At 32.9% G+C, this 24,068-nt stretch carries 11 protein-coding genes, 2 tRNA genes and 3 rRNA genes; 13 read left to right on the forward strand and 3 right to left on the reverse strand.

The window, feature by feature from the left end; genetic code table 11:
• Nucleotides 1–20 precede the first annotated feature (20 nt).
• Nucleotides 21–1,406, reverse strand: coding sequence for a cation:dicarboxylase symporter family transporter (locus AAID94_00120; GenBank protein ID XAK23971.1), 1,386 nt, complete (start codon nucleotides 1,404–1,406; stop codon nucleotides 21–23).
• 118 nt (nucleotides 1,407–1,524) lie between these two features.
• On the reverse strand, nucleotides 1,525–2,148 hold the full coding sequence (gene thyX / locus AAID94_00125; GenBank protein ID XAK23972.1) for an FAD-dependent thymidylate synthase: 624 nt from the start codon (nucleotides 2,146–2,148) through the stop codon (nucleotides 1,525–1,527).
• 112 nt (nucleotides 2,149–2,260) lie between these two features.
• Between thyX and AAID94_00130 the strand changes: the two genes are divergently transcribed.
• From AAID94_00130 to rrf, 11 genes are all read left to right on the forward strand, one after another.
• On the forward strand, nucleotides 2,261–3,895 hold the full coding sequence (locus tag AAID94_00130; GenBank protein ID XAK23973.1) for a CTP synthase: 1,635 nt from the start codon (nucleotides 2,261–2,263) through the stop codon (nucleotides 3,893–3,895).
• A complete protein-coding gene (gene recJ / locus AAID94_00135) occupies nucleotides 3,882–5,453 on the forward strand; it encodes a single-stranded-DNA-specific exonuclease RecJ (GenBank protein ID XAK23974.1) in 1,572 nt (523 codons plus the stop codon). Before AAID94_00130 ends, recJ begins: the two co-directional genes overlap by 14 nt.
• Nucleotides 5,454–5,554: 101 nt before the next feature.
• Nucleotides 5,555–6,586, forward strand: coding sequence for a type II asparaginase (locus tag AAID94_00140; protein XAK24803.1), 1,032 nt, complete (start codon nucleotides 5,555–5,557; stop codon nucleotides 6,584–6,586).
• 536 nt (nucleotides 6,587–7,122) lie between these two features.
• Nucleotides 7,123–8,635, forward strand: a 16S ribosomal RNA gene (locus tag AAID94_00145).
• A gap of 100 nt (nucleotides 8,636–8,735) precedes the next feature.
• Nucleotides 8,736–8,811 (forward strand) — tRNA-Ala (locus AAID94_00150).
• A 7-nt stretch (nucleotides 8,812–8,818) separates the two neighbouring features.
• A tRNA-Ile gene (locus AAID94_00155) sits at nucleotides 8,819–8,895 on the forward strand.
• A gap of 313 nt (nucleotides 8,896–9,208) precedes the next feature.
• Nucleotides 9,209–9,808 (forward strand): LysE family transporter, encoded by a 600-nt coding sequence (locus AAID94_00160; protein ID XAK23975.1) that lies wholly within the window; start codon nucleotides 9,209–9,211, stop codon nucleotides 9,806–9,808.
• An 8-nt stretch (nucleotides 9,809–9,816) separates the two neighbouring features.
• On the forward strand, nucleotides 9,817–10,302 hold the full coding sequence (locus AAID94_00165; protein ID XAK23976.1) for a hypothetical protein: 486 nt from the start codon (nucleotides 9,817–9,819) through the stop codon (nucleotides 10,300–10,302).
• A gap of 41 nt (nucleotides 10,303–10,343) precedes the next feature.
• Entirely contained in the window at nucleotides 10,344–10,598 is a 255-nt protein-coding gene (locus tag AAID94_00170) for a 2OG-Fe(II) oxygenase (GenBank protein ID XAK23977.1), read from the forward strand.
• 666 nt (nucleotides 10,599–11,264) lie between these two features.
• A 23S ribosomal RNA gene (locus AAID94_00175) occupies nucleotides 11,265–14,172 on the forward strand.
• Nucleotides 14,173–14,328: 156 nt separating this feature from the next.
• Nucleotides 14,329–14,445 (forward strand): 5S ribosomal RNA (rrf, locus tag AAID94_00180).
• 1,073 nt (nucleotides 14,446–15,518) lie between these two features.
• Here the strand turns inward: rrf and AAID94_00185 are convergent.
• On the reverse strand, nucleotides 15,519–18,308 hold the full coding sequence (locus tag AAID94_00185; GenBank protein ID XAK23978.1) for an AAA domain-containing protein: 2,790 nt from the start codon (nucleotides 18,306–18,308) through the stop codon (nucleotides 15,519–15,521).
• 114 nt (nucleotides 18,309–18,422) lie between these two features.
• On the opposite strand from AAID94_00185, the gene AAID94_00190 reads away from it, so the two are divergent.
• Nucleotides 18,423–22,220, forward strand: a complete 3,798-nt coding sequence (locus AAID94_00190) for an Eco57I restriction-modification methylase domain-containing protein (GenBank protein ID XAK23979.1) — start codon at nucleotides 18,423–18,425, stop codon at nucleotides 22,218–22,220.
• A complete protein-coding gene (locus AAID94_00195; GenBank protein XAK23980.1) occupies nucleotides 22,220–24,046 on the forward strand; it encodes a pentapeptide repeat-containing protein in 1,827 nt (608 codons plus the stop codon). The genes AAID94_00190 and AAID94_00195 overlap by 1 nt, the downstream gene beginning before the upstream one ends.
• Nucleotides 24,047–24,068 lie beyond the last annotated feature (22 nt).

A 24,068-nucleotide genomic window follows, 5' to 3' on the forward strand; every position in this document is an offset into this window, starting at 1 on the left:
TATATTAGGTTTAAATCTTTTTAAGAATTGTAAATTTCTTTATCTATGGCTTTTAAATTTTTTGCAGTACAAAGCGCTGAAGTCATAGCTCCTGAAACATTGCTAGCAGTTCTTGCCATATCAATGATAGGATCAATGGCTAAAATAAGGCTAAGCATAACAAAATTATCCCCAAATCCAATTCCTGCGAGCATAATAGAAGCTGCCATAGTCGCACTTCCAGGAACTCCAGCAATACCTAAAGATCCGATAACAGCTACTAATACTATCATCAAAGCAAAAGTAAAATCTATAGGCGTGTGCGTAGCAAATGCCACAAAAACTGCTGCCATAGCCGGAAAATAACCCGCACAACCATTAAGTCCCGTTGTTGTTCCTATAGAGGCAACAAAATTAGCCACGGCAGGATTTACTCCAAATTTGTTTTGCAAAGTTGAAGTCGTCATAGGCAAAGTCCCTAAAGAAGATCTTGAACTGAATGCAAACAACCATACAGGAAAAGCTTTTTTCGCGTATTTTATAGGGTTTAATCCTTGAGAAGCAAGAAGTAAAAAATGCACTCCAAACATTATAAACATAGCTATATAGGTAAGAATGATAAAAAGTCCTGCAGTTTTGATTGCTTCAAAACCATTGCTTAATAAAACATTTGCCATCATACAAACTACAGCATAAGGCATAAATCGAATCACCGTAGCTGTCATATTCATCATAATATTATAAAAAACTAAGACAAAATTTTCAAAAGTTTGAAAAGCTTGTGTATATTCTTCTTTTTTTGAAACTTTTTTTGCACAAATTCCTACAAAAAAAGCAAAAATTACAATGGCTATGATATTTTCTTTATTCATAACAGAAATGATATTGCTAGGAATTAAACCTAAAATAATACTCGAAAAAGTTTGAATTTCACGAATTTGTCTTGTTCCTTCATAAGCAGTAAAATTATCACCCAATTGAAAATTATAAGCTAGCAATATACCTAAAGAAGCAGCTATAGCAGTACTAAAAAGTATCCAAAAGAGGCTTATACCAAGCAAGGAAGAAATTTTTATGTTTTTATCAATTTCTATAATCACTTTAATGATACAAATACCCACAAGCGGAATAACTAACATTTTTATAAAAGCTACAAAAACTGAGCTTACAAAACCAAACCAATGTTTTGCTTCATTGTACCAAATGATAGTACTTGCTTCTTTACTATCTGGAAATTGAGCTAGATATTGTAAAGCAAAACCTAAACCTAAACCTATAAAAAGGGCAAAAAGCATACGAAGGGAGAAATTTACCTTTTTATCTCGCATTTTTTTAAGAATGTAAAAAATTACAAAAAGCACAGCAATAATAGCTACAGTTTGTATTTGCGAGAACATTAAAAACATTTGAAAAAATTGTTTATCCATAAAAAGTCCTTGTAAGAAACTATATCAAGTATGAAATATATTTAAAGTATATCCATAAAACCTTGATTCTATGGATAATACCATAAAAATATTATAAATAAGATAAAATAAGTATGATTTAATGAATATCTTTATGCAAACAATGCTCGAAAATAAATTGATGATCTTGTGGTAAGGCTTCAAATAAAGCATTAGCCAAATTTCGAATCTCCCAAAGAGCAGATTTTGAGCTACGCAAAGAAATAAAATTTTGCAAACTTCTAGCATTGATTGTTAAAGTAAGTTCGGTTTTATAACTCTCAGGCAAGCAGTATTTGGCTATATCCAAGCTTATGCTTTTTTGTAAAATAAGGCGTAAGTTTTCTAAAGCTTGAATGCTAGCATTATCAACTTCTTCGTTACCGCAAAGAACAAGATATCGGCTTGCGTTTTCAAAATCTCCTATCTTAAATTCACTTTCATTGCGAAGTTCTTTTAGAGTATAGCGCGTGCTTTTAACACTAGGGCTTGTATGACGATGTCTAGCAACTTCTTGTAAGCAAGCCCTTGAAATTCCTTGAATATAAAAAGTATAATTTAAATGTTCTAAAGTCGAGGCATGTTTAAATTTATTTCCTACGCGATCGATGAGTTCTTTATCTTTTTCTCCGCCACAATCACCTTTATCAAAACTTTGCCAGCAAGTTCTTGTTGCATGTGAGCATACAGAAAGAGGGGTATGAAAAAGTAAAGTGATTTGCATAAATTTTCCTTGATAAATTTTTTCATAATTCTTACATTTTTTACTTAAAATTCTAATGAAATAAAAAGTTTTATCGCGTTATAATTAGACAAAAAATTAAGGCTTATCGATAATGAGTAAACAAACTAAATATATTTTTGTTACAGGAGGAGTTTTAAGCTCCTTGGGCAAGGGAATAGCAGCTGCAAGTATCGCGACTTTATTGAAAAATTCAGGACTTAAAGTAAGCATTTTAAAAGCAGATCCTTATATCAATGTTGATCCTGGTACTATGAGTCCATTTGAACACGGAGAAGTTTTTGTTACAGATGATGGAGCAGAAACTGATCTTGATTTAGGGCATTATGAGCGTTTTTTAGATGAGAGTTTATCACAAGATAATAATTTCACCACAGGGCGTGTTTATCAAAGCGTGATCGAAAAAGAAAGACGTGGAGAATATCTTGGTAAAACTATTCAAGTTATCCCACATATCGTAGGAGAGATTAAAGAGCGTATTAAAAAAGCAGGAGAGGGCAAGGATATCTTAATCGTAGAGATAGGTGGAACAGTCGGAGATATCGAAGGTTTGCCTTTTTTAGAAGCTATTCGTGCTTTGCGTTTGGAAGTAGGTAAAAACAATGCTATGAATATCCATTTAACCCTAGTGCCTTTTATCAAGGCTGCAGGGGAACTAAAAACCAAACCTACCCAACACAGCGTAGGCGAACTAAGACGCATAGGTATTAGTCCTGATATGATTATTTGTCGTAGTGAAAAAGCACTGGATAGAGATTTAAAAGATAAAATTGCTATTTCTTGTGGTGTTGAAAAAAATTGCGTTATAGAAAGTGTTGATGCAGCAAGTATTTATCAAATTCCACTGAATTTCTTAAAACAAGATATTTTAAATCCTATCGCTTCTATTTTGGATTTAAAAAATTTAAAACCAAATATGGAAAATTGGGATATTCTAGTAAAAAGAGTTATAGCTCCGAGCAATGAAGTCAAAATCGCTTTTGTGGGTAAATATGTGGATCTAAAAGAAAGTTATAAGAGTCTTACAGAAGCCATCATTCATGCAGGTGCAGCGCTTGATACTAGAGTAGAACTTCAATGGGTAGATAGCGAAAAGCTTGAAAATTTAGAAAGTGTTGAAGCGTTTAAAAATGTGAGTGGAATTTTGGTTGCAGGGGGCTTTGGTTATCGCGGAGTAGAGGGTAAAATAAAAGCTATTCATTACGCAAGAGAAAACAAAATTCCATTTTTGGGAATTTGTTTGGGTATGCAGCTTGCATTGGTAGAATTTGCTAGACATGTGTTAAAAATCGAAGATGCAAATTCAAGTGAATTTGACGATAAATGCTCTAATCCTATCGTTTATCTCATCGATGAATTTATGGATGCGAGCGGTAAAAAACAAATTCGTACTGCTAAAACACCTTTGGGCGGAACTATGCGTTTGGGATCTTATGAGTGTAAAGTCAAGCCTAACTCCCTTTTAGCTAAGGTTTATAATAATGCAAAAAATATTAAAGAACGCCACCGCCACCGCTACGAGGCTAATCCAAAATATCGCAAAGAATTTGAAAGCAAAGGATTAATAGTAAGTGGAGAGAGCGAAGGACTTATAGAGGCTGTCGAGCTAAACAATCATCCTTTCTTTTTAGCTGTCCAATTTCACCCTGAATTCACTTCAAGATTAGAGCGCGTTAATCCTGTGATTTGTGGTTTTATCAAGGCGGCTATAAGCTATGAAGACAATTAATAAGAATGAAATTAAAAAAATTCTAGCTTCGCGTTTTGAAAAAGATTTACATACCAAGCTTTGCGATTTACCTTTGCCTTGTTGTTTAAAAGATGCTTATAAAGCAGCAAATCGCATTAAAGAAGCTATAGATAAAAATGAAAAAATTGCTATAGTGGGCGATTATGATGTCGATGGGATTATCTCTTGTGTCATTATGGCAGAATTTTTTGATGATATAGGTTTTGATTATACAGTAAGAATTCCTAATCGTTTCAAAGATGGATATGGTTTAAATGCTGAAATTATCAATGAGCTTGATGTAAATTTGATTATTACAGTGGATAATGGTATAGCAGCCTTTGAAGCAGCTAAACTTTGTAAGGAAAAAAATATTGATTTAATTATAACCGATCATCATATGCCCCAAGATATTTTGCCTGATGCTTTTGCGATTATTAATCCTAAGCAAAAAGATTGTGATTTTCCAGATATCGAAATTTGTGGAGCGCAAGTAGCTTGGTATTTAATAGCTGCTTTAAAAGAGGTTTGTAAATTAAAATACGATATGGGCAAATTTTTAGAACTTCTAGCCATTGCCATTGTTGCAGATATGATGGAATTAAGAGATTTAAATAGGGCATTGGTTAGGCGAGGGATAGAGTGTATTAACAAATCTAAAAGAGTTGCTTTTAAGGCGATTAAGCAATATTATCAAAAAGATAAATTTGCACTTGATAATATAGGATTTTTAATCGCTCCTCTTATCAATAGTGCTGGAAGAATGGATGATGCAAGCATTTCTTATGAATTTTTGCATACAAAAGACTTGGATAAAGCTTCAGCTTACTTAGAGCAAATCATCAGTTTTAATGAAAGTCGTAAAGATGAAGAAAAACAGCTTTTTGAAGATAGCTTGAGTCAAATCGATGACAATGATTCTTGTATTGTTGTATCGGGTTTAAATTGGCATGAGGGAGTTTTAGGGATAGTAGCAAGTCGTTTAGCAAAACATTTCAATAAACCTGCTTTTGTATTTTCACAAAACGATCAACGCTTAAAAGGAAGTGCAAGAAGTGTTGGAAAAATCGATATTTTAGCTTTGATTTCTAAAGCAAATTCTATATTAAGCAATTATGGTGGACACAAGGGTGCTGCAGGCCTTAGCTTAGATCTTGATTCTTTTGAAAAATTTAAAACCATAATAAAAAAAGAATGTATGGAAATTTCTCAAAGTGAATTTTTAGATACAGATGAAATTTTAGGTATTTTAGATCCTAATGAAATCGATTTTGAAATGCTTGAAATTTTAGAATCTTTTGAGCCTTTTGGACATAAAAATCCGCGTCCTTTTTTTATCCTAGAAAATCTTTATGTTAAAAATAAAAAATTCTTAGGAAAAGATGAAAAACATCTAAAGCTTATACTCACAAAAGATAATAAAACTATAGAAGCTTTGTTTTTTAATTTTGACAAAGAACCGCAATTGTGCGAAAATATTAATTTACTTGGAAGCATTTCTAAGAATGAATTTAGAGGATTAGCAACCCCACAATTTATTATTAAAGAAATTTTGTAAATATTTATAAAATTTTTATTTATTATTTATTAATATTATATATATGTTTCATTACGAAACTTAAATTTAATAAATAAGGGGGCTTTGTGAAAAAGTTACTATTGTGCGTATGGGTATTTTTATCTATAGGAGTATGTATGGCAGAAGCCAAACCAAAAATTGCTATTTTAGCAACGGGTGGAACTATAGCAGGTTCTATCGATAGTGCTGTGGCCACAACGGGTTATACAGCAGGGGTTGTGGGCGTAGATGTTTTAATCAAAGCAGTTCCACAAATTCAAGATTTGGCTAATATTAGCGGAGAGCAAATAGCAAATATCGATAGCTCTAATATGCGTGATGAAATTTGGTTAAAGCTTGCTAAAAAAATCAATAAACTTTTTGATGAGGGAGTAGATGGTGTAGTCATTACTCACGGTACTGATACCATGGAAGAAACCGCTTATTTTCTAAATTTAACGGTTAAAAGCGATAAGCCTGTAGTTTTAGTTGGCGCTATGCGTCCATCAACTGCTATAAGCGCAGATGGCCCAAAAAATCTTTACAATGCTGTAGCATTGGCTGCTGATAAAGAAGCCAAAAATAAAGGCGTTATGGTCGCTATGAACGATAAAATTTTAAGTGCTAGGGGCGTGGTAAAAACTCATAGTTTAAATGTTGATGCTTTTTCTTCTCCTAATTTTGGAGATGTAGGTTATATAGTAGATGGAAAAGTTTTCTTCTATAATAACATAAGTAAAGCACATACAAAAAATAGTCCTTTTGATGTAAGCAAGCTCACAAGTTTGCCAAAGGTAGATATACTCTATACTTATTCAAATGATGGTAGTGCCATTGCTGCAAAAGCTTTATTTGATAATGGAACTAAAGGCATTGTTGTAGCAGGGAGTGGTGCAGGAAGCATACATGAAGATCAAAAAAATGTTTTAAAAGAGCTTATCAAACAAGGGCTTGATGTTGTTGTAAGCTCAAGGGTTGCAGCAGGACGCGTTGCGGTGAGTGATACAGATAAAAAATTGGGTTTTATTAGTGCTGAAGATTTAAATCCGCAAAAAGCAAGAGTTTTGCTTATGTTAGCTCTTACAAAAACAAGTGATCCTAAAAAAATCCAAGAATACTTTTTAAAATACTGAAATTTAGGAATTTTTAAAGCTTAGGGAAGGTTTTTATCTTCTCTAAATTAGTTTGTTTAAACTCTCAAATTTCAACCATCTCGAAAATAAGGCTAAATTTCTAGCCTTATTTAATCCTCCTTTAAGCTTAATTAGTTATACTTTCATTTCCTTTTTCAAAAAAGGACTTTAAAATCTTTAAATTATAAACTAAAGTTTATAAAGCTAAATGAAGATTTTGTAAACCCTTGTTTCTAGTTTTAAATTAATTTTAATCCTAGTCAAATCAATTCAAGTTTATAAAACTTTATTATTACTAAACTTTATTTATAAACAATAAATGATTTTTTGTTTTTGTTCTTTAAAATTAATATTGTTATTTCAAATCTTATTAGTCAATCTTTGAAATCTAAATAAGTGATCGATTGAGCCAGAAAAGATTTAGGCATAAGCAATTATGTAAAATCTATTCAATCTAAATATTTAAAGATTAAAAGTTTTTATTTTTAATCTTCATTACTTTTTCTTTGAAGAAAAAGATTAAACTATCTATAATTTTTATGGAGAGTTTGATCCTGGCTCAGAGTGAACGCTGGCGGCGTGCCTAATACATGCAAGTCGAACGATGAAGCTTCTAGCTTGCTAGAAGTGGATTAGTGGCGCACGGGTGAGTAAGGTATAGTTAATCTGCCCTACACAAGAGGACAACAGTTGGAAACGACTGCTAATACTCTATACTCCTACTTAACACAAGTTGAGTAGGGAAAGTTTTTCGGTGTAGGATGAGACTATATAGTATCAGCTAGTTGGTGAGGTAATGGCTCACCAAGGCTATGACGCTTAACTGGTCTGAGAGGATGATCAGTCACACTGGAACTGAGACACGGTCCAGACTCCTACGGGAGGCAGCAGTAGGGAATATTGCGCAATGGGGGAAACCCTGACGCAGCAACGCCGCGTGGAGGATGACACTTTTCGGAGCGTAAACTCCTTTTCTTAGGGAAGAATTCTGACGGTACCTAAGGAATAAGCACCGGCTAACTCCGTGCCAGCAGCCGCGGTAATACGGAGGGTGCAAGCGTTACTCGGAATCACTGGGCGTAAAGGGCGCGTAGGCGGATTATCAAGTCTCTTGTGAAATCTAATGGCTTAACCATTAAACTGCTTGGGAAACTGATAGTCTAGAGTGAGGGAGAGGCAGATGGAATTGGTGGTGTAGGGGTAAAATCCGTAGATATCACCAAGAATACCCATTGCGAAGGCGATCTGCTGGAACTCAACTGACGCTAAGGCGCGAAAGCGTGGGGAGCAAACAGGATTAGATACCCTGGTAGTCCACGCCCTAAACGATGTACACTAGTTGTTGGGGTGCTAGTCATCTCAGTAATGCAGCTAACGCATTAAGTGTACCGCCTGGGGAGTACGGTCGCAAGATTAAAACTCAAAGGAATAGACGGGGACCCGCACAAGCGGTGGAGCATGTGGTTTAATTCGAAGATACGCGAAGAACCTTACCTGGGCTTGATATCCTAAGAACCTTATAGAGATATGAGGGTGCTAGCTTGCTAGAACTTAGAGACAGGTGCTGCACGGCTGTCGTCAGCTCGTGTCGTGAGATGTTGGGTTAAGTCCCGCAACGAGCGCAACCCACGTATTTAGTTGCTAACGGTTCGGCCGAGCACTCTAAATAGACTGCCTTCGTAAGGAGGAGGAAGGTGTGGACGACGTCAAGTCATCATGGCCCTTATGCCCAGGGCGACACACGTGCTACAATGGCATATACAATGAGACGCAATACCGCGAGGTGGAGCAAATCTATAAAATATGTCCCAGTTCGGATTGTTCTCTGCAACTCGAGAGCATGAAGCCGGAATCGCTAGTAATCGTAGATCAGCCATGCTACGGTGAATACGTTCCCGGGTCTTGTACTCACCGCCCGTCACACCATGGGAGTTGATTTCACTCGAAGCCGGAATACTAAACTAGTTACCGTCCACAGTGGAATCAGCGACTGGGGTGAAGTCGTAACAAGGTAACCGTAGGAGAACCTGCGGTTGGATCACCTCCTTTCTAGAGTACAAAGTAATAAGTCTCACAACTATTACTTCATTATAAACTCAATTGATTCTTGTTTAGATTTCAAAGATTGATGATAAAGCTAATTGTTTATGGGGAATTAGCTCAGCTGGGAGAGCGCCTGCTTTGCACGCAGGAGGTCAGCGGTTCGATCCCGCTATTCTCCACCATTATTAAGGGCCTATAGCTCAGCTGGTTAGAGTGCACCCCTGATAAGGGTGAGGTCACAAGTTCAAGTCTTGTTAGGCCCACCATTAGAATCAGATTTGGAATGATATTAATTTATTTATATTTCTACTTGCCTTAATTATCCTATATAAATCAGTATTTTATTTTTATTAGTAAGGTTTTATTAATATTTTGAATTAATATTGATTGTGTTATATTAAATCATATAAAATGTTTTAAATAAGGTGCTAATAAATGAATTTTTAATTAAATAAAGATTATTAACATTTTGTAGCATTTTGCAATATTATTTTCTATATTTGATTGTTTATATTTTTGTTTTTTATAATTTTTTGAGAAATTTGTAATAAAATCACAAAAACTACAAATGGAATTCTGATGACTTTTTTATTTATTTTTGGTATTCATTTATCTGCACTCTTGACACCAGGACCTGATTTTTTTCTCGTTAGTGCTTATGCTTTAAAATTTAGTTTTAAAGAAGCCTTAAAAGCAGCATTTGGTGTAAGTTTGGCAATATTGCTTTGGATTATTTTTTCTTTAACTGGACTTAAAATTCTTTTTGATACTTTTCCTTTTATCCAACTTGTATTATCTACTTTAGGAGCCATGTATCTGTTTTATCTTGCTTATTTGCTTTTGAAAAATATTTCCAATGAAATACACTTTACAAATAGTGTAAAAATTTCACAACCGTTTTTAGGCGGTTTTTTGACAAATATTACAAATGCTAAAGCTATTTTTTATTTTGGAAGTATTTTTTCTAGCTTAAATTTTACAGGAGATAATTTTGAAATCTTTTTACTAGTTATTATCCTCGGTTTAGAATCTTTAATTTATTTTATTTTCATTGCTTTTTTATTTTCAAATTTAAAAATTAAAATATTATATCTAAATCATCATAAAAAGATTGATTTGTTTTGCGCTTTTATTTTTATAAGTTTTGCTTGTTTTACACTTGCAACAATTTATTTTTAGGAGCATAAATGTTGATACAAATAAAAGAAATTAATCAGCAAAATATTACTGATATTTTATATGGAAAACCTTGTTTTTATTCTTTAGGTTGTATATTTGATGAAAAAATTATTAACTATTGGAAACAAAATATACTTAAAGAAAAATTGGGGCATTATCATAATGCACCACTCATTGCAAAGATAGGTATGGCTTATTATGAAACTATTAATAATGAAAAGTTAAAAAAAGAATATTTTGAAAATGCGAAATATTGGAATGATATATTAAGAAATGCTTGTTTTCCTTATATTTCACCAATTGATTATATTATTTCTTTATTTGATATTATTTGGAATAAAGGTTGCAAGAGAGCGGTTTTTAATAATCGAAAAACATTTGCAGGGCTAGTAAGAGTGTTAACTGAAAATTCATCAATTGAGCCACATCAAGATATTTTTAAAAGAGATGATGAAATCACTTGGAATGACAATGGTCAAATTAAGGAGAAATAGCATTTAATTTCTTCTTAGATAATGCTGAAGATGGTGGAGAAATGGAACTATGGAATTGGAAGCCAAACGATGATGAATATAGAAAATTTCAGCATACTAATATTAAATTGAATTACGGATTAGATAGAAGTAAAATTTCTTTACCTTATACTACATACAAACCTAAACTCGGCGAAATAGTATTGTTTAATCCTAGATATGTTCATGCTGTAAAAAAAGTAAACAAAGGTATAAGGCTTACCATATCTTGTTTTCTTGGTGTTAATAAAAATGAGGAGCTTGTAGTTTGGAGTTGAGAAATCGCCAAAATATTTACAAGGAAAAGTTTAATAAGTTGCACAATTCAAGTTTGCTCAATTTTTTGTTTTAATTTAATATATTTAATAAAATTTTAAGATTAATTTTGTATAATTTCGACTTTAACTTCTTAGAAAATTAAAAGTCGTTAAAAATATTTTTTAAACCTAAATGTTCTTTATAATTATCATTGTTAAGAGTCACAAGCAAGTTTTAATAAAAACAATTTTACAGGACTTGTTAAAGGATAAAACCCAATTATCTTTTCTTTGGTTTTACTTATATCTTTTAACTATCTTTATTTTTTATAATAAAGAGAATATTAGATCTAAAGTTTATAAATTAAAGATAAGTTTCAAACTCACGACTTGGTTTAAATATTAATTGAATTTTAGTATTTATATTAAGTGTTTGAATGCTTTCCGTCTTAAGATAATGAAGTCTTATCATAAAAACTTTAACAAGGAAGTGATGCGTTTTAGAATCAATAAAAAAGGTAGAAGTTAGATTATATCTAACTTTTATGCATATTCTTAGCAGAAGAAGCAAGAAAGACTACTAGTCTTTAACTTACTTTATCAGCCTAATATCTTTTAGGTTGGCGGGGTAGGCCTTTAGCTTGCTTCTTAGTCAAGGCTTTGCCTTGACGCTAAAGAAGGTAAAAAAGGTAAGCTACTAAGAGCGAATGGTGGATGCCTTGACTGGTAAAGGCGATGAAGGACGTACTAGACTGCGATAAGCTACGGGGAGCTGTCAAGAAGCTTTGATCCGTAGATTTCCGAATGGGGCAACCCAATGTATAGAGATATACATTACCTATATAGGAGCGAACGAGGGGAATTGAAACATCTTAGTACCCTCAGGAAAAGAAATCAATAGAGATTGCGTCAGTAGCGGCGAGCGAAAGCGCAAGAGGGCAAACCCAGTGCTTGCACTGGGGGTTGTAGGACTGCAATGTGCAAGAGGTGAGTTTAGCAGAACATTCTGGAAAGTATAGCCATAGAGGGTGATAGTCCCGTATGCGAAAAACAAACCTTAGCTAGCAGTATCCTGAGTAGGGCGGGACACGAGAAATCCTGTCTGAAGCTGGGTCGACCACGATCCAACCCTAAATACTAATACCAGATCGATAGTGCACAAGTACCGTGAGGGAAAGGTGAAAAGAACTGAGGTGATCAGAGTGAAATAGAACCTGAAACCATTTGCTTACAATCATTCAGAGCACTATGTAGCAATACAGTGTGATGGACTGCCTTTTGCATAATGAGCCTGCGAGTTGTGGTGTCTGGCAAGGTTAAGCAAACGCGAAGCCGTAGCGAAAGCGAGTCTGAATAGGGCGCTTAGTCAGATGCTGCAGACCCGAAACGAAGTGATCTATCCATGAGCAAGTTGAAGCTAGTGTAAGAACTAGTGGAGGACTGAACCCATAGGCGTTGAAAAGCCCCGGGATGACTTGTGGATAGGGGTGAAAGGCCAATCAAACTTCGTGATAGCTGGTTCTCTCCGAAATATATTTAGGTATAGCGTTGTGTCGTAATATAAGGGGGTAGAGCACTGAATGGGCTAGGGCATACACCAATGTACCAAACCCTATCAAACTCCGAATACCTTATATGTAATCACAGCAGTCAGGCGGCGAGTGATAAAATCCGTCGTCAAGAGGGAAACAACCCAGACTACCAGCTAAGGTCCCTAAATCTTACTTAAGTGGAAAACGATGTGAAGTTACTTAAACAACCAGGAGGTTGGCTTAGAAGCAGCCATCCTTTAAAGAAAGCGTAATAGCTCACTGGTCTAGTGATTTTGCGCGGAAAATATAACGGGGCTAAAGTAAGTACCGAAGCTGTAGACTTGACTTTGTCAAGTGGTAGGAGAGCGTTCTATTTGCGTCGAAGGTATACCGGTAAGGAGTGCTGGAGCGAATAGAAGTGAGCATGCAGGCATGAGTAGCGATAATTAATGTGAGAATCATTAACGCCGTAAACCCAAGGTTTCCTACGCGATGCTCGTCATCGTAGGGTTAGTCGGGTCCTAAGTCGAGTCCGAAAGGGGTAGACGATGGCAAATTGGTTAATATTCCAATACCAACATTAGTGTGCGATGGAAGGACGCTTAGGGCTAAGGGGGCTAGCGGATGGAAGTGCTAGTCTAAGGTCGTAGGTGCTTATACAGGCAAATCCGTATAAGAATACACCGAGAACTGAAAGGCTTTTTGAAGTCTTCGGATGGATAGAAGAACCCCTGATGCCGTCGAGCCAAGAAAAGTTTCTAAGTTTAGCTAATGTTGCCCGTACCGTAAACCGACACAGGTGGGTGGGATGAGTATTCTAAGGCGCGTGGAAGAACTCTCTTTAAGGAACTCTGCAAAATAGCACCGTATCTTCGGTATAAGGTGTGGTTCGCTTCGTATTAGGATTTACTCCGAAAGCGAAGAAACTTACAACAAAGAGTCCCTCCCGACTGTTTACCAAAAACACAGCACTCTGCTAACTCGTAAGAGGATGTATAGGGTGTGACGCCTGCCCGGTGCTCGAAGGTTAATTGATGGGGTTAGCATTAGCGAAGCTCTTGATCGAAGCCCGAGTAAACGGCGGCCGTAACTATAACGGTCCTAAGGTAGCGAAATTCCTTGTCGGTTAAATACCGACCTGCATGAATGGCGTAACGAGATGGGAGCTGTCTCAAAGAGGGATCCAGTGAAATTGTAGTGGAGGTGAAAATTCCTCCTACCCGCGGCAAGACGGAAAGACCCCGTGGACCTTTACTACAGCTTGACACTGCTATTTGGATAAGAATGTGCAGGATAGGTGGGAGGCTTTGAGTATATGACGCCAGTTGTATATGAGCCATTGTTGAGATACCACTCTTTCTTATTTGGGTAGCTAACCAGCTTGAGTTATCCTCAAGTGGGACAATGTCTGGTGGGTAGTTTGACTGGGGCGGTCGCCTCCCAAATAATAACGGAGGCTTACAAAGGTTGGCTCAGAACGGTTGGAAATCGTTCGTAGAGTATAAAGGTATAAGCCAGCTTAACTGCAAGACATACAAGTCAAGCAGAGACGAAAGTCGGTCTTAGTGATCCGGTGGTTCTGTGTGGAAGGGCCATCGCTCAAAGGATAAAAGGTACCCCGGGGATAACAGGCTGATCTCCCCCAAGAGCTCACATCGACGGGGAGGTTTGGCACCTCGATGTCGGCTCATCGCATCCTGGGGCTGGAGCAGGTCCCAAGGGTATGGCTGTTCGCCATTTAAAGCGGTACGCGAGCTGGGTTCAGAACGTCGTGAGACAGTTCGGTCCCTATCTGCCGTGGGCGTAAGAAGATTGAAGAGATTTGACCCTAGTACGAGAGGACCGGGTTGAACAAACCACTGGTGTAGCTGTTGTTCTGCCAAGAGCATCGCAGCGTAGCTAAGTTTGGAAAGGATAAACGCTGAAAGCATCTAAGCGTGAAGCCAACTCTAAGATGAATCTTCTCTAAGCTCTCTAGAAGACTACTAGTTTGATAGGCTGGGTGTGTAATGGATGAAAGTCCTTTAGCTGACCAGTACTAATAGAGCGTTTGGCTTATCTTTAATAAAGCATCACTTCCTTGTTAAGGTTTTTAGTAAAGCTTTGAATAACAATAATCATTCAAAGTGATATGGAAATCTTGCAAGTAGGGTTTATATTAGAACTTGCTCTTAACATTGTTTTTTAAGTCTATTTATAAAATAGGTTTAAATAACAATGTCCGTGATTATACAGATGTGGAAACGCCTTGCTCCATCCCGAACCAAGAAGCTAAGCACATCGTGGGTGATGATACTACGCCTTACTGGCAGGGGGAAAGTAGCTCATTGCGGACTTGTTAATTCTTCTTTACTTACTTTATATATAAATCATATGTTTGTTTTTATTGTTGTTTTAGATGGGATTTAGAATAATTATCTTTATGTTTATTGAATCTGTTTTTGTATTAATTGTTCTTTTTTATTATGTTTATTGAAACTGTTTTAATATATTGAATTTGTTTTTATATGTTGATTGTTCTTTATTATGCTTGGTTAGTTTGGTTCAATATGTTGAATTTGTTTTTATATGTATTAATCATTCTTTTTATGCTGAGTTATGGTTATGCTTAGTTATAGTTAGGTTGCTTAGAGTTGTTCACTTTAATCTGTTTTTAGTTTAATTGTTGTCTTTGTGTTTGGTTTATAATTTCATTGTATGGTTTTTTGGGTGGTGTTAAGATATTGATTTACTAGGCTGGTAAATTTGTTTAGGTTATATTTTTATTGTTTGAATACACTTGCTTTAGTTGGTGGGTTGATTGATTGTGAGCTTAGTTGGTTGAGTTGGGCTGATGGTTTAATCATTTTTAATCTGTTTTTAGTTTAATTGCTTAAGATATTCTTTTATGGGGTTGATGGGGTTGTTTGTGCTAATAATGATTTAATTTAGTTTGTATTTGTTAATGGGTTAGAGTTAATCATTTATTGTTTAGGTTCTTTTATTGGATTGACTGAATTAAGCTTGGATTGTTTTAGTTATTATGGTTGTATTTAGGTTAATGGGTTTAATTTACTTGTTTAGATGGATTGAAGTAGTTTATTCCAATGGCTCTAATTTATTTAATCCCTTTAGAATGCTTTGTGTAATACTTTTACTTATCTATGCTTATATTTAATTATTGGGTTATTTGATTTATTTGATTTAAATGGGTTAATTGATTTAGCTTATTTATTGGTTTAGTTGATTTAATTAATTTAATTAGTTTTAGTTAAACACTTTATCAGTCCTTGCTTTAATCAGTTTATTTGAATTTAGTGTGTTTGGTTGATTGGTTTGGTTATATTATTGCTTATAAAAGCATAGGTTTGGAACTATACTTGCAAGATAAAAGAATGAGATACTTGAGATTGCTAAAGCCAAGTAATGATTAAGGATTGGAGAATGAGGGTGTAATCGTATGCATACTTTCTAAATGATTAAAATAATTAAGTTTTATGTATTTTTCTTTATTGCCTATAATGAAGATTGTATTTTTTGCTCGAGTTAATGCAACATTGATTAAATTTGGCCTAGATGCTACCCAATTTCTAGCATTTTCGTTATTTCCACCTAAGATAAGTATGATTATATCTGCTTCTTTTCCTTGCATTGTATGTATAGTACCAATTTTATCATTTTTTAAATTATTATATTTATCGATTATATCTTTTAATTTTTGTTTAACATCTACAAATGGCGTAACGATTCCAATCTCTAGATCATATTGGGTAATTTTATCTAAAAGTATGTGTAAATATTCTATTTCCCTTTCATTGCAATTACCATTCCATTGTTCTTCTTTGATATTGTACCAAGTGTTTTGTAATTGTAGGGTGTTTTCATTTTTCTTTCCATATATCATCATACCGTCATATGCGATTTTATTAGATAGTTCAAATATAGGTCGGTCGCAGCGATTATGCACACGCAAGGGAGAACCTAACCATATTTTTTGATTGTTTTGACAAATATATCTTCCATATGATTGCAAGAAGTCGCATCTACTTTGTAAAGAGGTATTTTTAACATCAAAAGCCTTATCTATATTGAAGTATTGTATAAAAAAATTATTTATATTATTTGGAATATTTACAATAGGTTCAAGCTGTAGCGGATCTCCTATTATGATGGCTTTTTTTGTTCTGTATATAGCCCCTATAGCACTTGTTATAGTGCTTTGTCCTGATTCATCGCTGATTAGATATCCAAATTGATTATGCCCTATGTCTTTAAAACAAGAGCCAAAAGAAGCATAAGTGGAACTAATCGATGGTATTATAAAAAATAAACTTTTCCATATTTCAACAATTTTACTTCCCGAAAGATTCCTATAGTTGTTGTTTTCTAAAATATCACTTAATGCTTCCAAATTTTGAGCAAAATATAGATTATTACTTAGTATGGCCACCTTGTGAAGATTAAGTGCTTTTACAAATAAGTCTTTTCGTGCTTTAGAAAGTTCTGTTGTTTCGCCATTTTCTACCATAAAAAATGAAGATTTTTCCATAGATGCTTCATCATGTAAATAAAATTTTTGGTTGAGAAAAGAGATATGCTTTTCTATATTTTTTACATAACTTTTTCCCATAAGTCTATATGAAAGTAGTTTGTATAGGTAAGTAATAGTATTGATTAAACTGCCACTATTTTTTAGTTTCTTGTAAATTTTTACCTTTTGGATTATATGTTTTTCTTTTTTGTTTTTATCTAGTAGATTATTAACCCTGCGCAATGCTTGGTTAAAATCATTTTTTGCTTGCTCAAAATCTTTGCTAGTGAGCTTATTGCTTTTTATATAATTTATAAGACCGATAAATTCATATTCTTTTGATTTAAAATCTTTTAAAACATTATATATAAAAGAAGATTTATTGGAATTATTGCCCAATATACCGCATATTAATCCCCAAGCTTTAATTTCAGTTTTTTTATTTCGGTTTAAAAATCTTGTAGCTATCTCACTAAAATAATCAAGATCTTGAATATAGCTACTATCGATACCACCATTTGTGGGTATTTCTTTGCTTATATTTTCTACAGCATTATTATTGCTAGAAGATAGTATGATCTCATAACCTTTTAGTTTTTCATTGAGCTTATAAATTCCATCCTCTTTTTTTATAATTTCATCATAATTTAGTTTTGAAATTTCTATAGCCCTTTGAGTAATAATACCTGCTATGATATCTTTTACAAGCGTTGTTTTTCCAGTCCCTGGAGGTCCATTGATAGAGTAGATATCGTTATGATCTTTATTCATTTTAAGTATTTTGTTTACTGCAAATTGTTGAGAATACATTAATGCAAATTTACTCATAAAAGAGCTAGGAGCCAGTTCATCAATATAGTTTTCCAAAATTTCTAGTTGATTTGTTTTTATGTCTATGCGTTGTTTTATTTTATTGCTTAGATACTTATCTATCATGGGAAATTTATTTTCCTCATAATTATTTAAAATATTCGCTAATTCTTGTATATAAAAACTATTTAGAAATACATTTTCATTTATGGTTTTAGTAAGATTAACTGATATTCTAAATTTGTTTCCAAGTAATGGAATATCGCGTTCTATGATTTTGATAGCTTTATCGTAAAATTTATCAATACATATATTTTTAAGCGAAGACAGTTCTTTGGCAATGTTTTGGCTTAGATTAATAAAATCAATATAAGATGATTTTATATTTTCAATATTATTTATAGCCCATGGTGCAGTGGATAAATAAAAATTTTTCGCATTAAAAACAAAATCATTATCTATTATTGGATCGAAATTTTGATGATTGTTTGAGTTAAATTCATTGAATTTTATAATTTCATTTTCATTTGCAAAATTTAAACGACCATTAAATTTTAGAACAAAAGATGCATATTCTGTATTTAAATTATCGCAAAAATTTTCCAAGTCTTTGTTAATATTAAATTTATTTATAATATTGTCAAATAAGGTTTTGTTTTCATAGATGGCACCCTGTATGATAATTTCTACACTATAATCATCTAAATTTTTGTTATTTAAGGTTAAGGCATTGCAAATTTTTTCAATCCTTTCTCGAATATATTTGTTAATATATGAAGTTTCGCATGTATCGCAACAATTGTTTATCTTTTTGATATTTTGAGGTGTTAAATATTCCACAAAAAGTAAATATTTTAAAATATCAATATTGCTACTCAAGTTAAATCCTTAAATAAAAATATGTAAATTATATCTTAACATGTTTTTACAAATTTCCATTTTCTTAAAGTAAAATTTTGATAAAATAGAAACTATTTTAAAAAAAGGCGTAAGATGAAATTTGAAGCTATAGATGAAAAAGAATTTTTAAATCCTTACTACCGCAAAAAGCCTATTTTAGAAGCAGAGCTAAATGAATTTACAAAAGCTTTAAAAGATTATAAATCAAGCTTAGAAAACAATCTCAAAAACAACGAAGACTCCCTAGTAGCAAACGCTTTAAGCAAATTTTTTGAAAATTTGCATTTTGAGTGTGAGATAAAAAGCATACACAAAGGCAACAGCGGTATAGATCTTGCTTTGAAAAAAGATAAGCAAATTCAAGTCATCATCGAAGCAAAATTGCCTCATTCTAAAGAATTCTTTAGCCCAAACAAGCCCAACTGCAAGGCCTTGCACGAGTGCATTTTGTATTATCTTCGTGAAAGAAAGGCTTTAAATTCATCACTCAAGCACATCATCATCACAGATTTTTATCATTTTTATATCTTTAAGGCGGATTTGTTTGAAGAGCTTTTTAACAAAAACAAGTATTTTAAAGAAGCTTTTGAAAATTTTGAAAGCAAAAATTCTCTTTTCAAGGGCAATACCGATGAATTTTACAAAGAGTGCGAAAAGCTTTTAAGCAGTGAAAAATACCTTGATTCTATCACAAGAAAGGATTTGTTTGATGAGCCTAGCTTAAAGGGTGTTTTTATCGATCTAAAGCCTATTTTGGAGCAAGAAAAGCCAAGCTTTAGCAAGCTCAAGCCTTTGTTTAAAATTTTTCACAAAGACTTTCTGCTAAGCGAGTTTAACCCCAACGATGCAAATTCACTCAACAACGCCTTTTACAAAGAGCTTTTATATATCCTAGGGCTTTGCGAAAGCAAGCAAAACTCAAAGCTCATCATCGCAAAAAGCGAAGAGAGCAAAGAAGAGCAAGGCACCTTCTACACAGCTATAAATTCCAAGCTTGAAGAAGAAAATTTTGAAACCATTTTAAAACTTTTGATTTTATGGCTTAATCGTATCTTGTTTTTAAAGCTTATAGAGTCAAATTTGGTGCGTTTTAATGATGATAAAAATTTGAAATTTCTAAATTTTAAAAAAATCCCTGATTTTGACAAGCTTAGCGAGCTTTTCTTTGAAATTTTAGCCAAAGAAAGAAGCACACGAAAGAAAAGCGAATTTGCTTACCTGCCTTACTTGAATTCTTCTTTGTTTGAAAAACAAAGCATAGAAAACACGCTTGAAATTTCGAATTTAAACAATGATTTAAAGCTTAACTACTACAAAAACACGGTGCTAAAAGATGACAAATGCAAGGCTAAAAAAGGACAAGTGGGGCTTTTGGAGTATTTGTTTGAATTTTTGGATAGTTTTGATTTTGGTAGTGATGATGAGCAAAGCGAAATTTTAAGCCAAAAAGAGCTTATAAGCTCAAGTGTTTTGGGAAATGTGTTTGAAAAGCTCAATGGCTACAAAGAAGGAAGCTTTTACACCCCAAGCTTTATCACTTCTTATATGTGCAAAGAAAGTATCACAAAAGTAGTGCTTGATAAATTCAATGCCAAATTTGATCTTAAGGCTACAGATATCAGCGAGCTAAGAAGGGATTTGCGAAAAGAGGATAAAAACGCACAAAAAGAGCTTTTAAACTCCATAAAAATTTGCGATCCTGCGGTAGGAAGTGGGCATTTTCTAGTATCGGCTTTAAATGTCATGCTAAGTATCTACGATGAGCTAAATCTCTTTGATGAGGAGTTTTACCTAGAAGTGCAAAACGATGAAATTCTCATCACTAACCGCAAAGGCGAATTTGTAGAATACAAACGCCCGCATTCGGACAAAGACAAAGCTCACTTGATCCAAAAAGAGCTTTTTTACACGAAAAAAGACATTATAGAAAACAACCTTTTTGGCGTCGATATCAACCCAAATTCATGTGAGATCACCAAACTAAGACTTTGGATAGAGCTTTTAAAACACAGCTTTTACCAAAGCTTTGAGGATGAGGCGTATCACGATCTTAAAACCCTACCAAACATCGATATAAACATAAAATGTGGGAATTCTTTGATATCTTACTTTGAAATCGACAAAAGCCTAAGCCATTACCCAAACATCAAAGAACGCATGAACAAATACAAAAACATAGTCAAAGACTACAAAGAGGGCTTTTACACCGATAAAAATCAAATCAACCAAGAGATAAAAAATCTCAAAATTTCTTTTAAAAATTTCTGCTTTGCGGATAAATTTAAAAAAGAGATGAAAAGTTTTAATGAAAAATGCGAAAAATACTCCAAAAAATACGGAAATTTCTTAGCTGTAAATGATGAGAATTTGAGAATTTTTGTCAGTGCGAATTTGACTCTTTTTGATTTTGATGAAAAAGAAGCGAAAAAAGAATTTGCAAATCTTAAAAAAGAATACGACAATATCTTCAACCTAGAAAATAATCATCCTTTTGAATGGCGTTTTGAATTTCCTGAAATTTTGGACGATGATGGAAATTTTCAAGGCTTTGATCTCATCATCGGCAATCCGCCTTATATAAAAGAAGCGGATAATAAAGAACTTTTTACCAATACAAAAAATTTAAGAACTTATCAAGGAAAAATGGATATTTGGTATCATTTTGTGGGACGTGGATTTGATATATTAAAAAACAAAGGATATTTATCATTTATCGCTACAAATAATTGGATTACAAATTCAGGAGCTAAAAAACTACGCAATATAGTTTTAGAAGAATCCCAAATTTTAAGCCTTGTTGATTTTAGCTCTTTTATGGTGTTTGATTCTGCAAGTATACAAACGATGATAATGCAATTTCAAAAAACAAAACCACCTAAAAATTATGAATTTCATTTTGCAAAAATCACAACCCAAACTCCAATTTATGAAGATGCTCTAAGTCTTTTAAAAAATGAAAAAACCCAAAACAATGAAATTTTAAGTATAAATTTAGCTCCAAAAAAATTCATAGATAAAACTTTAAATTTTACAAAAAGTGATTATGAAGAACTTTTCAATAAAATTCAAAAATATGGGAAATTTTATCTTGAAGAAAGGGAAGTTGCCAATGGCATTCATCCGCATTATGATTTTGTAAACAATCGAATTAATAGCAATCATAATTTTTCTTTTAAGATAGGACAGGGAATTTTTGGATTAAGTCAAGATGAAAAAGAAGAATTGAAATTAACGCAATTAGAAAATAGCATTGTTAAACCATATTATGATACTCAAAATTTTTTAAAATTCTTTTTTGAAAAAAGTGGTCATCGTTGGATTATATATACCAATTCATCATTTAAAAATCCAAATTCTATGGATAATTATCCAAATTTAAAAAAGCATTTAGATAAATTTAAAAAAGTTATTACTTCAGATAATAAACCTTATGGTTTGCACCGATCAAGAGATGAGAAATTTTTTAAAGGAAGTCCTAGAATTGTAGCACTTAGAAAATGCGTAGGAGAGCCTAAATTTAGTTATGTTGATTTTGATTGTTATGTTTCAGCAACTTTTTATATTATCAAAACACAAAGAATAAATGTGAAATATTTAACAGGGCTTTTAAATTCAAAGCTTGTCGCATTTTGGTTAAAACATAAAGGAAAAATGCAAGGCAATAATTATCAAATCGACAAAGAGCCTTTGCTAAATATTCCCATAGCGGATACAAATTCTAAAAATCAAAAAATAGCCGATGAGCTTGTAAATTCAGTCGATGAAGTTTTAAAAGCTAAAGAACAAGACAAAAACGCAAACACCCAAGAACTAGAAAACAAAATCAATTCTTTGGTTTATAAACTCTACAATCTCACCGAAGATGAGATAAAAATCATAGAAGGCAGGTAATGGAAGTATTTGATGAAGAATTAGCACAATACGGGATTTTGGCAAAAAATGGCAAGCTAGCTACAAAAGACAATAAAAAAATTCTAAAAAAAGAGCATAAAATAATTATAGATAGGGTTGAAATTGAAGAGATAAATTTTCAAAAATTACAAGCAGAAGGCATAAAAGAAATTTGTATATTTAGAAGTGAAATAAAATACCTTTATTTCTTAAAAAAGAATACTATAAAAATAGATTTTAAAGTTTGCAATTTTAAAAACCACATTATCGCTAGAGAGTTACATTTTGAAAATGAAGTTATATTTCAGCAGTGTATATTTGATGCTGTAGTGGATTTTTCTAAAACAAAATTTGATTCTAGGATAGATTTTTCGGCATCTGTGTTTAAAGAAGAGGTAAGATTTATAGGGGCTCAATTTTCAGCAGAGCAAAGCGATAATAAAACAATAGAAAATAATTTTAGGGAAGTTATTTTTGAAGGAAAAACAATCTTTGACAACGCCACATTTAAAGCAAGGGTTAATTTCGGAATTTCACAGTTTAAAAGTGAAGCAAACTTTACAAACACCAAATTTCAAGCAAATCAAAATGACAGCGATATAATCGAAAATCAATTTTTAAGAGTTGTTTTTATAGGAAAGACAATCTTTAATCATGCCATATTTAAAGCAAGGGTTGGTTTTGGACTTTCACAGTTTAAAGATGAAATAAGTTTTATAGAAACTCAATTCCTAGCAACAAAACAAAGCGATAATGAAATAACAGAAAATAATTTTGAAGGAATTACATTTCAAGGAAGAGTATTTTTTTTCGGTTGTATATTTAAAACAAGGGTTAGTTTTAAAGTCTCAAAATTTAAAGATGAAACATTTTTTTCAAATATAAAATTAAATAATCATATATTTCATAATGTAGAATTTAATAAAATAAATTTTATTCATATTGATGATATAAATGCAGAATCTAATGCAGAGTCTTATGTATTCCAAAACGCGGTATTTAAAGATGCATTAAGCTTTGAAGGAATGAAAATTGAAAGATTAGGATTTGATAATGTTTTGTTTAATGGTGTTGTAACCTTTAGCAATACAAAGCTCAATACCAAACCACAATTTATAAACTGCACTTTTTCTAATCAATTTAACATAGAACATCAATATATCAAATATAGTGATAAAGATATAGAAAATAAGATAAATAATATACAAGATAAAAATGATAAATTTCGTGCCTTGCTAAATTTAAGAGATTTATTTAGAAAATTAAAAAGCAACCGCATAGCTCATCACAATCTAATCGACGCTTCAGAGCTAAGAACACAAGAGCTTTATACTAGGGAGTTGGAGCTAAAATATCAAGAAAATAAAAGCTTAAGAGAAACAATCGAACAATGGCAACTTTTCTTTTATCGCAAGCTTTGCGATCATCATACAGACTTACTTTTAAATTTAAGATGGTTGGTTGTGTTGATAGGCTCGTTTGCTTTACTGTATTTTACTTCGCGTGTGATTCAAGATATCAATTTGTTAAAAGTTTTAAATCAATACGGAGTATGTTTAAGTATAGTTGGTGTTTTTAATTTGCTTTGTTTGTATTGGTTTGGGTATATAAAAAAATTTGATTTTTTTGTGTATTTTAACTTGATCGCGGTTTTATGGGTGGTATGTTATAAGCCGAAAATAATATTTGGAATCGTAAATCTTATAGGCGATAACAGTTATAATGGTTTTGAAAATGTTTTGATTACGATTTATACTATACTTTTGGCTTTGGTCCTTTTCTCACTCCAAAAAACCGCACGAAAAAATTCCATAGTGCCAAGTTGAAAAATTTAAGGTATTGTGATGA

It is taken from the genome of Campylobacter coli (assembly GCA_039516895.1).
GTDB classification, from domain to species: domain Bacteria; phylum Campylobacterota; class Campylobacteria; order Campylobacterales; family Campylobacteraceae; genus Campylobacter_D; species Campylobacter_D coli_B.

Coding starts and splice junctions, on each gene's coding strand:
- AAID94_00120 (XAK23971.1), bottom strand. CDS start 1,406: ATGGATAAACAATTTTTTCAAATGTTTTTAATGTTCTCGCAAATACAA.
- thyX (XAK23972.1), bottom strand. CDS start 2,148: ATGCAAATCACTTTACTTTTTCATACCCCTCTTTCTGTATGCTCACAT.
- AAID94_00130 (XAK23973.1), top strand. CDS start 2,261: ATGAGTAAACAAACTAAATATATTTTTGTTACAGGAGGAGTTTTAAGC.
- recJ (XAK23974.1), top strand. CDS start 3,882: ATGAAGACAATTAATAAGAATGAAATTAAAAAAATTCTAGCTTCGCGT.
- AAID94_00160 (XAK23975.1), top strand. CDS start 9,209: ATGACTTTTTTATTTATTTTTGGTATTCATTTATCTGCACTCTTGACA.
- AAID94_00165 (XAK23976.1), top strand. CDS start 9,817: ATGTTGATACAAATAAAAGAAATTAATCAGCAAAATATTACTGATATT.
- AAID94_00170 (XAK23977.1), top strand. CDS start 10,344: ATGGAACTATGGAATTGGAAGCCAAACGATGATGAATATAGAAAATTT.
- AAID94_00190 (XAK23979.1), top strand. CDS start 18,423: ATGAAATTTGAAGCTATAGATGAAAAAGAATTTTTAAATCCTTACTAC.
- AAID94_00195 (XAK23980.1), top strand. CDS start 22,220: ATGGAAGTATTTGATGAAGAATTAGCACAATACGGGATTTTGGCAAAA.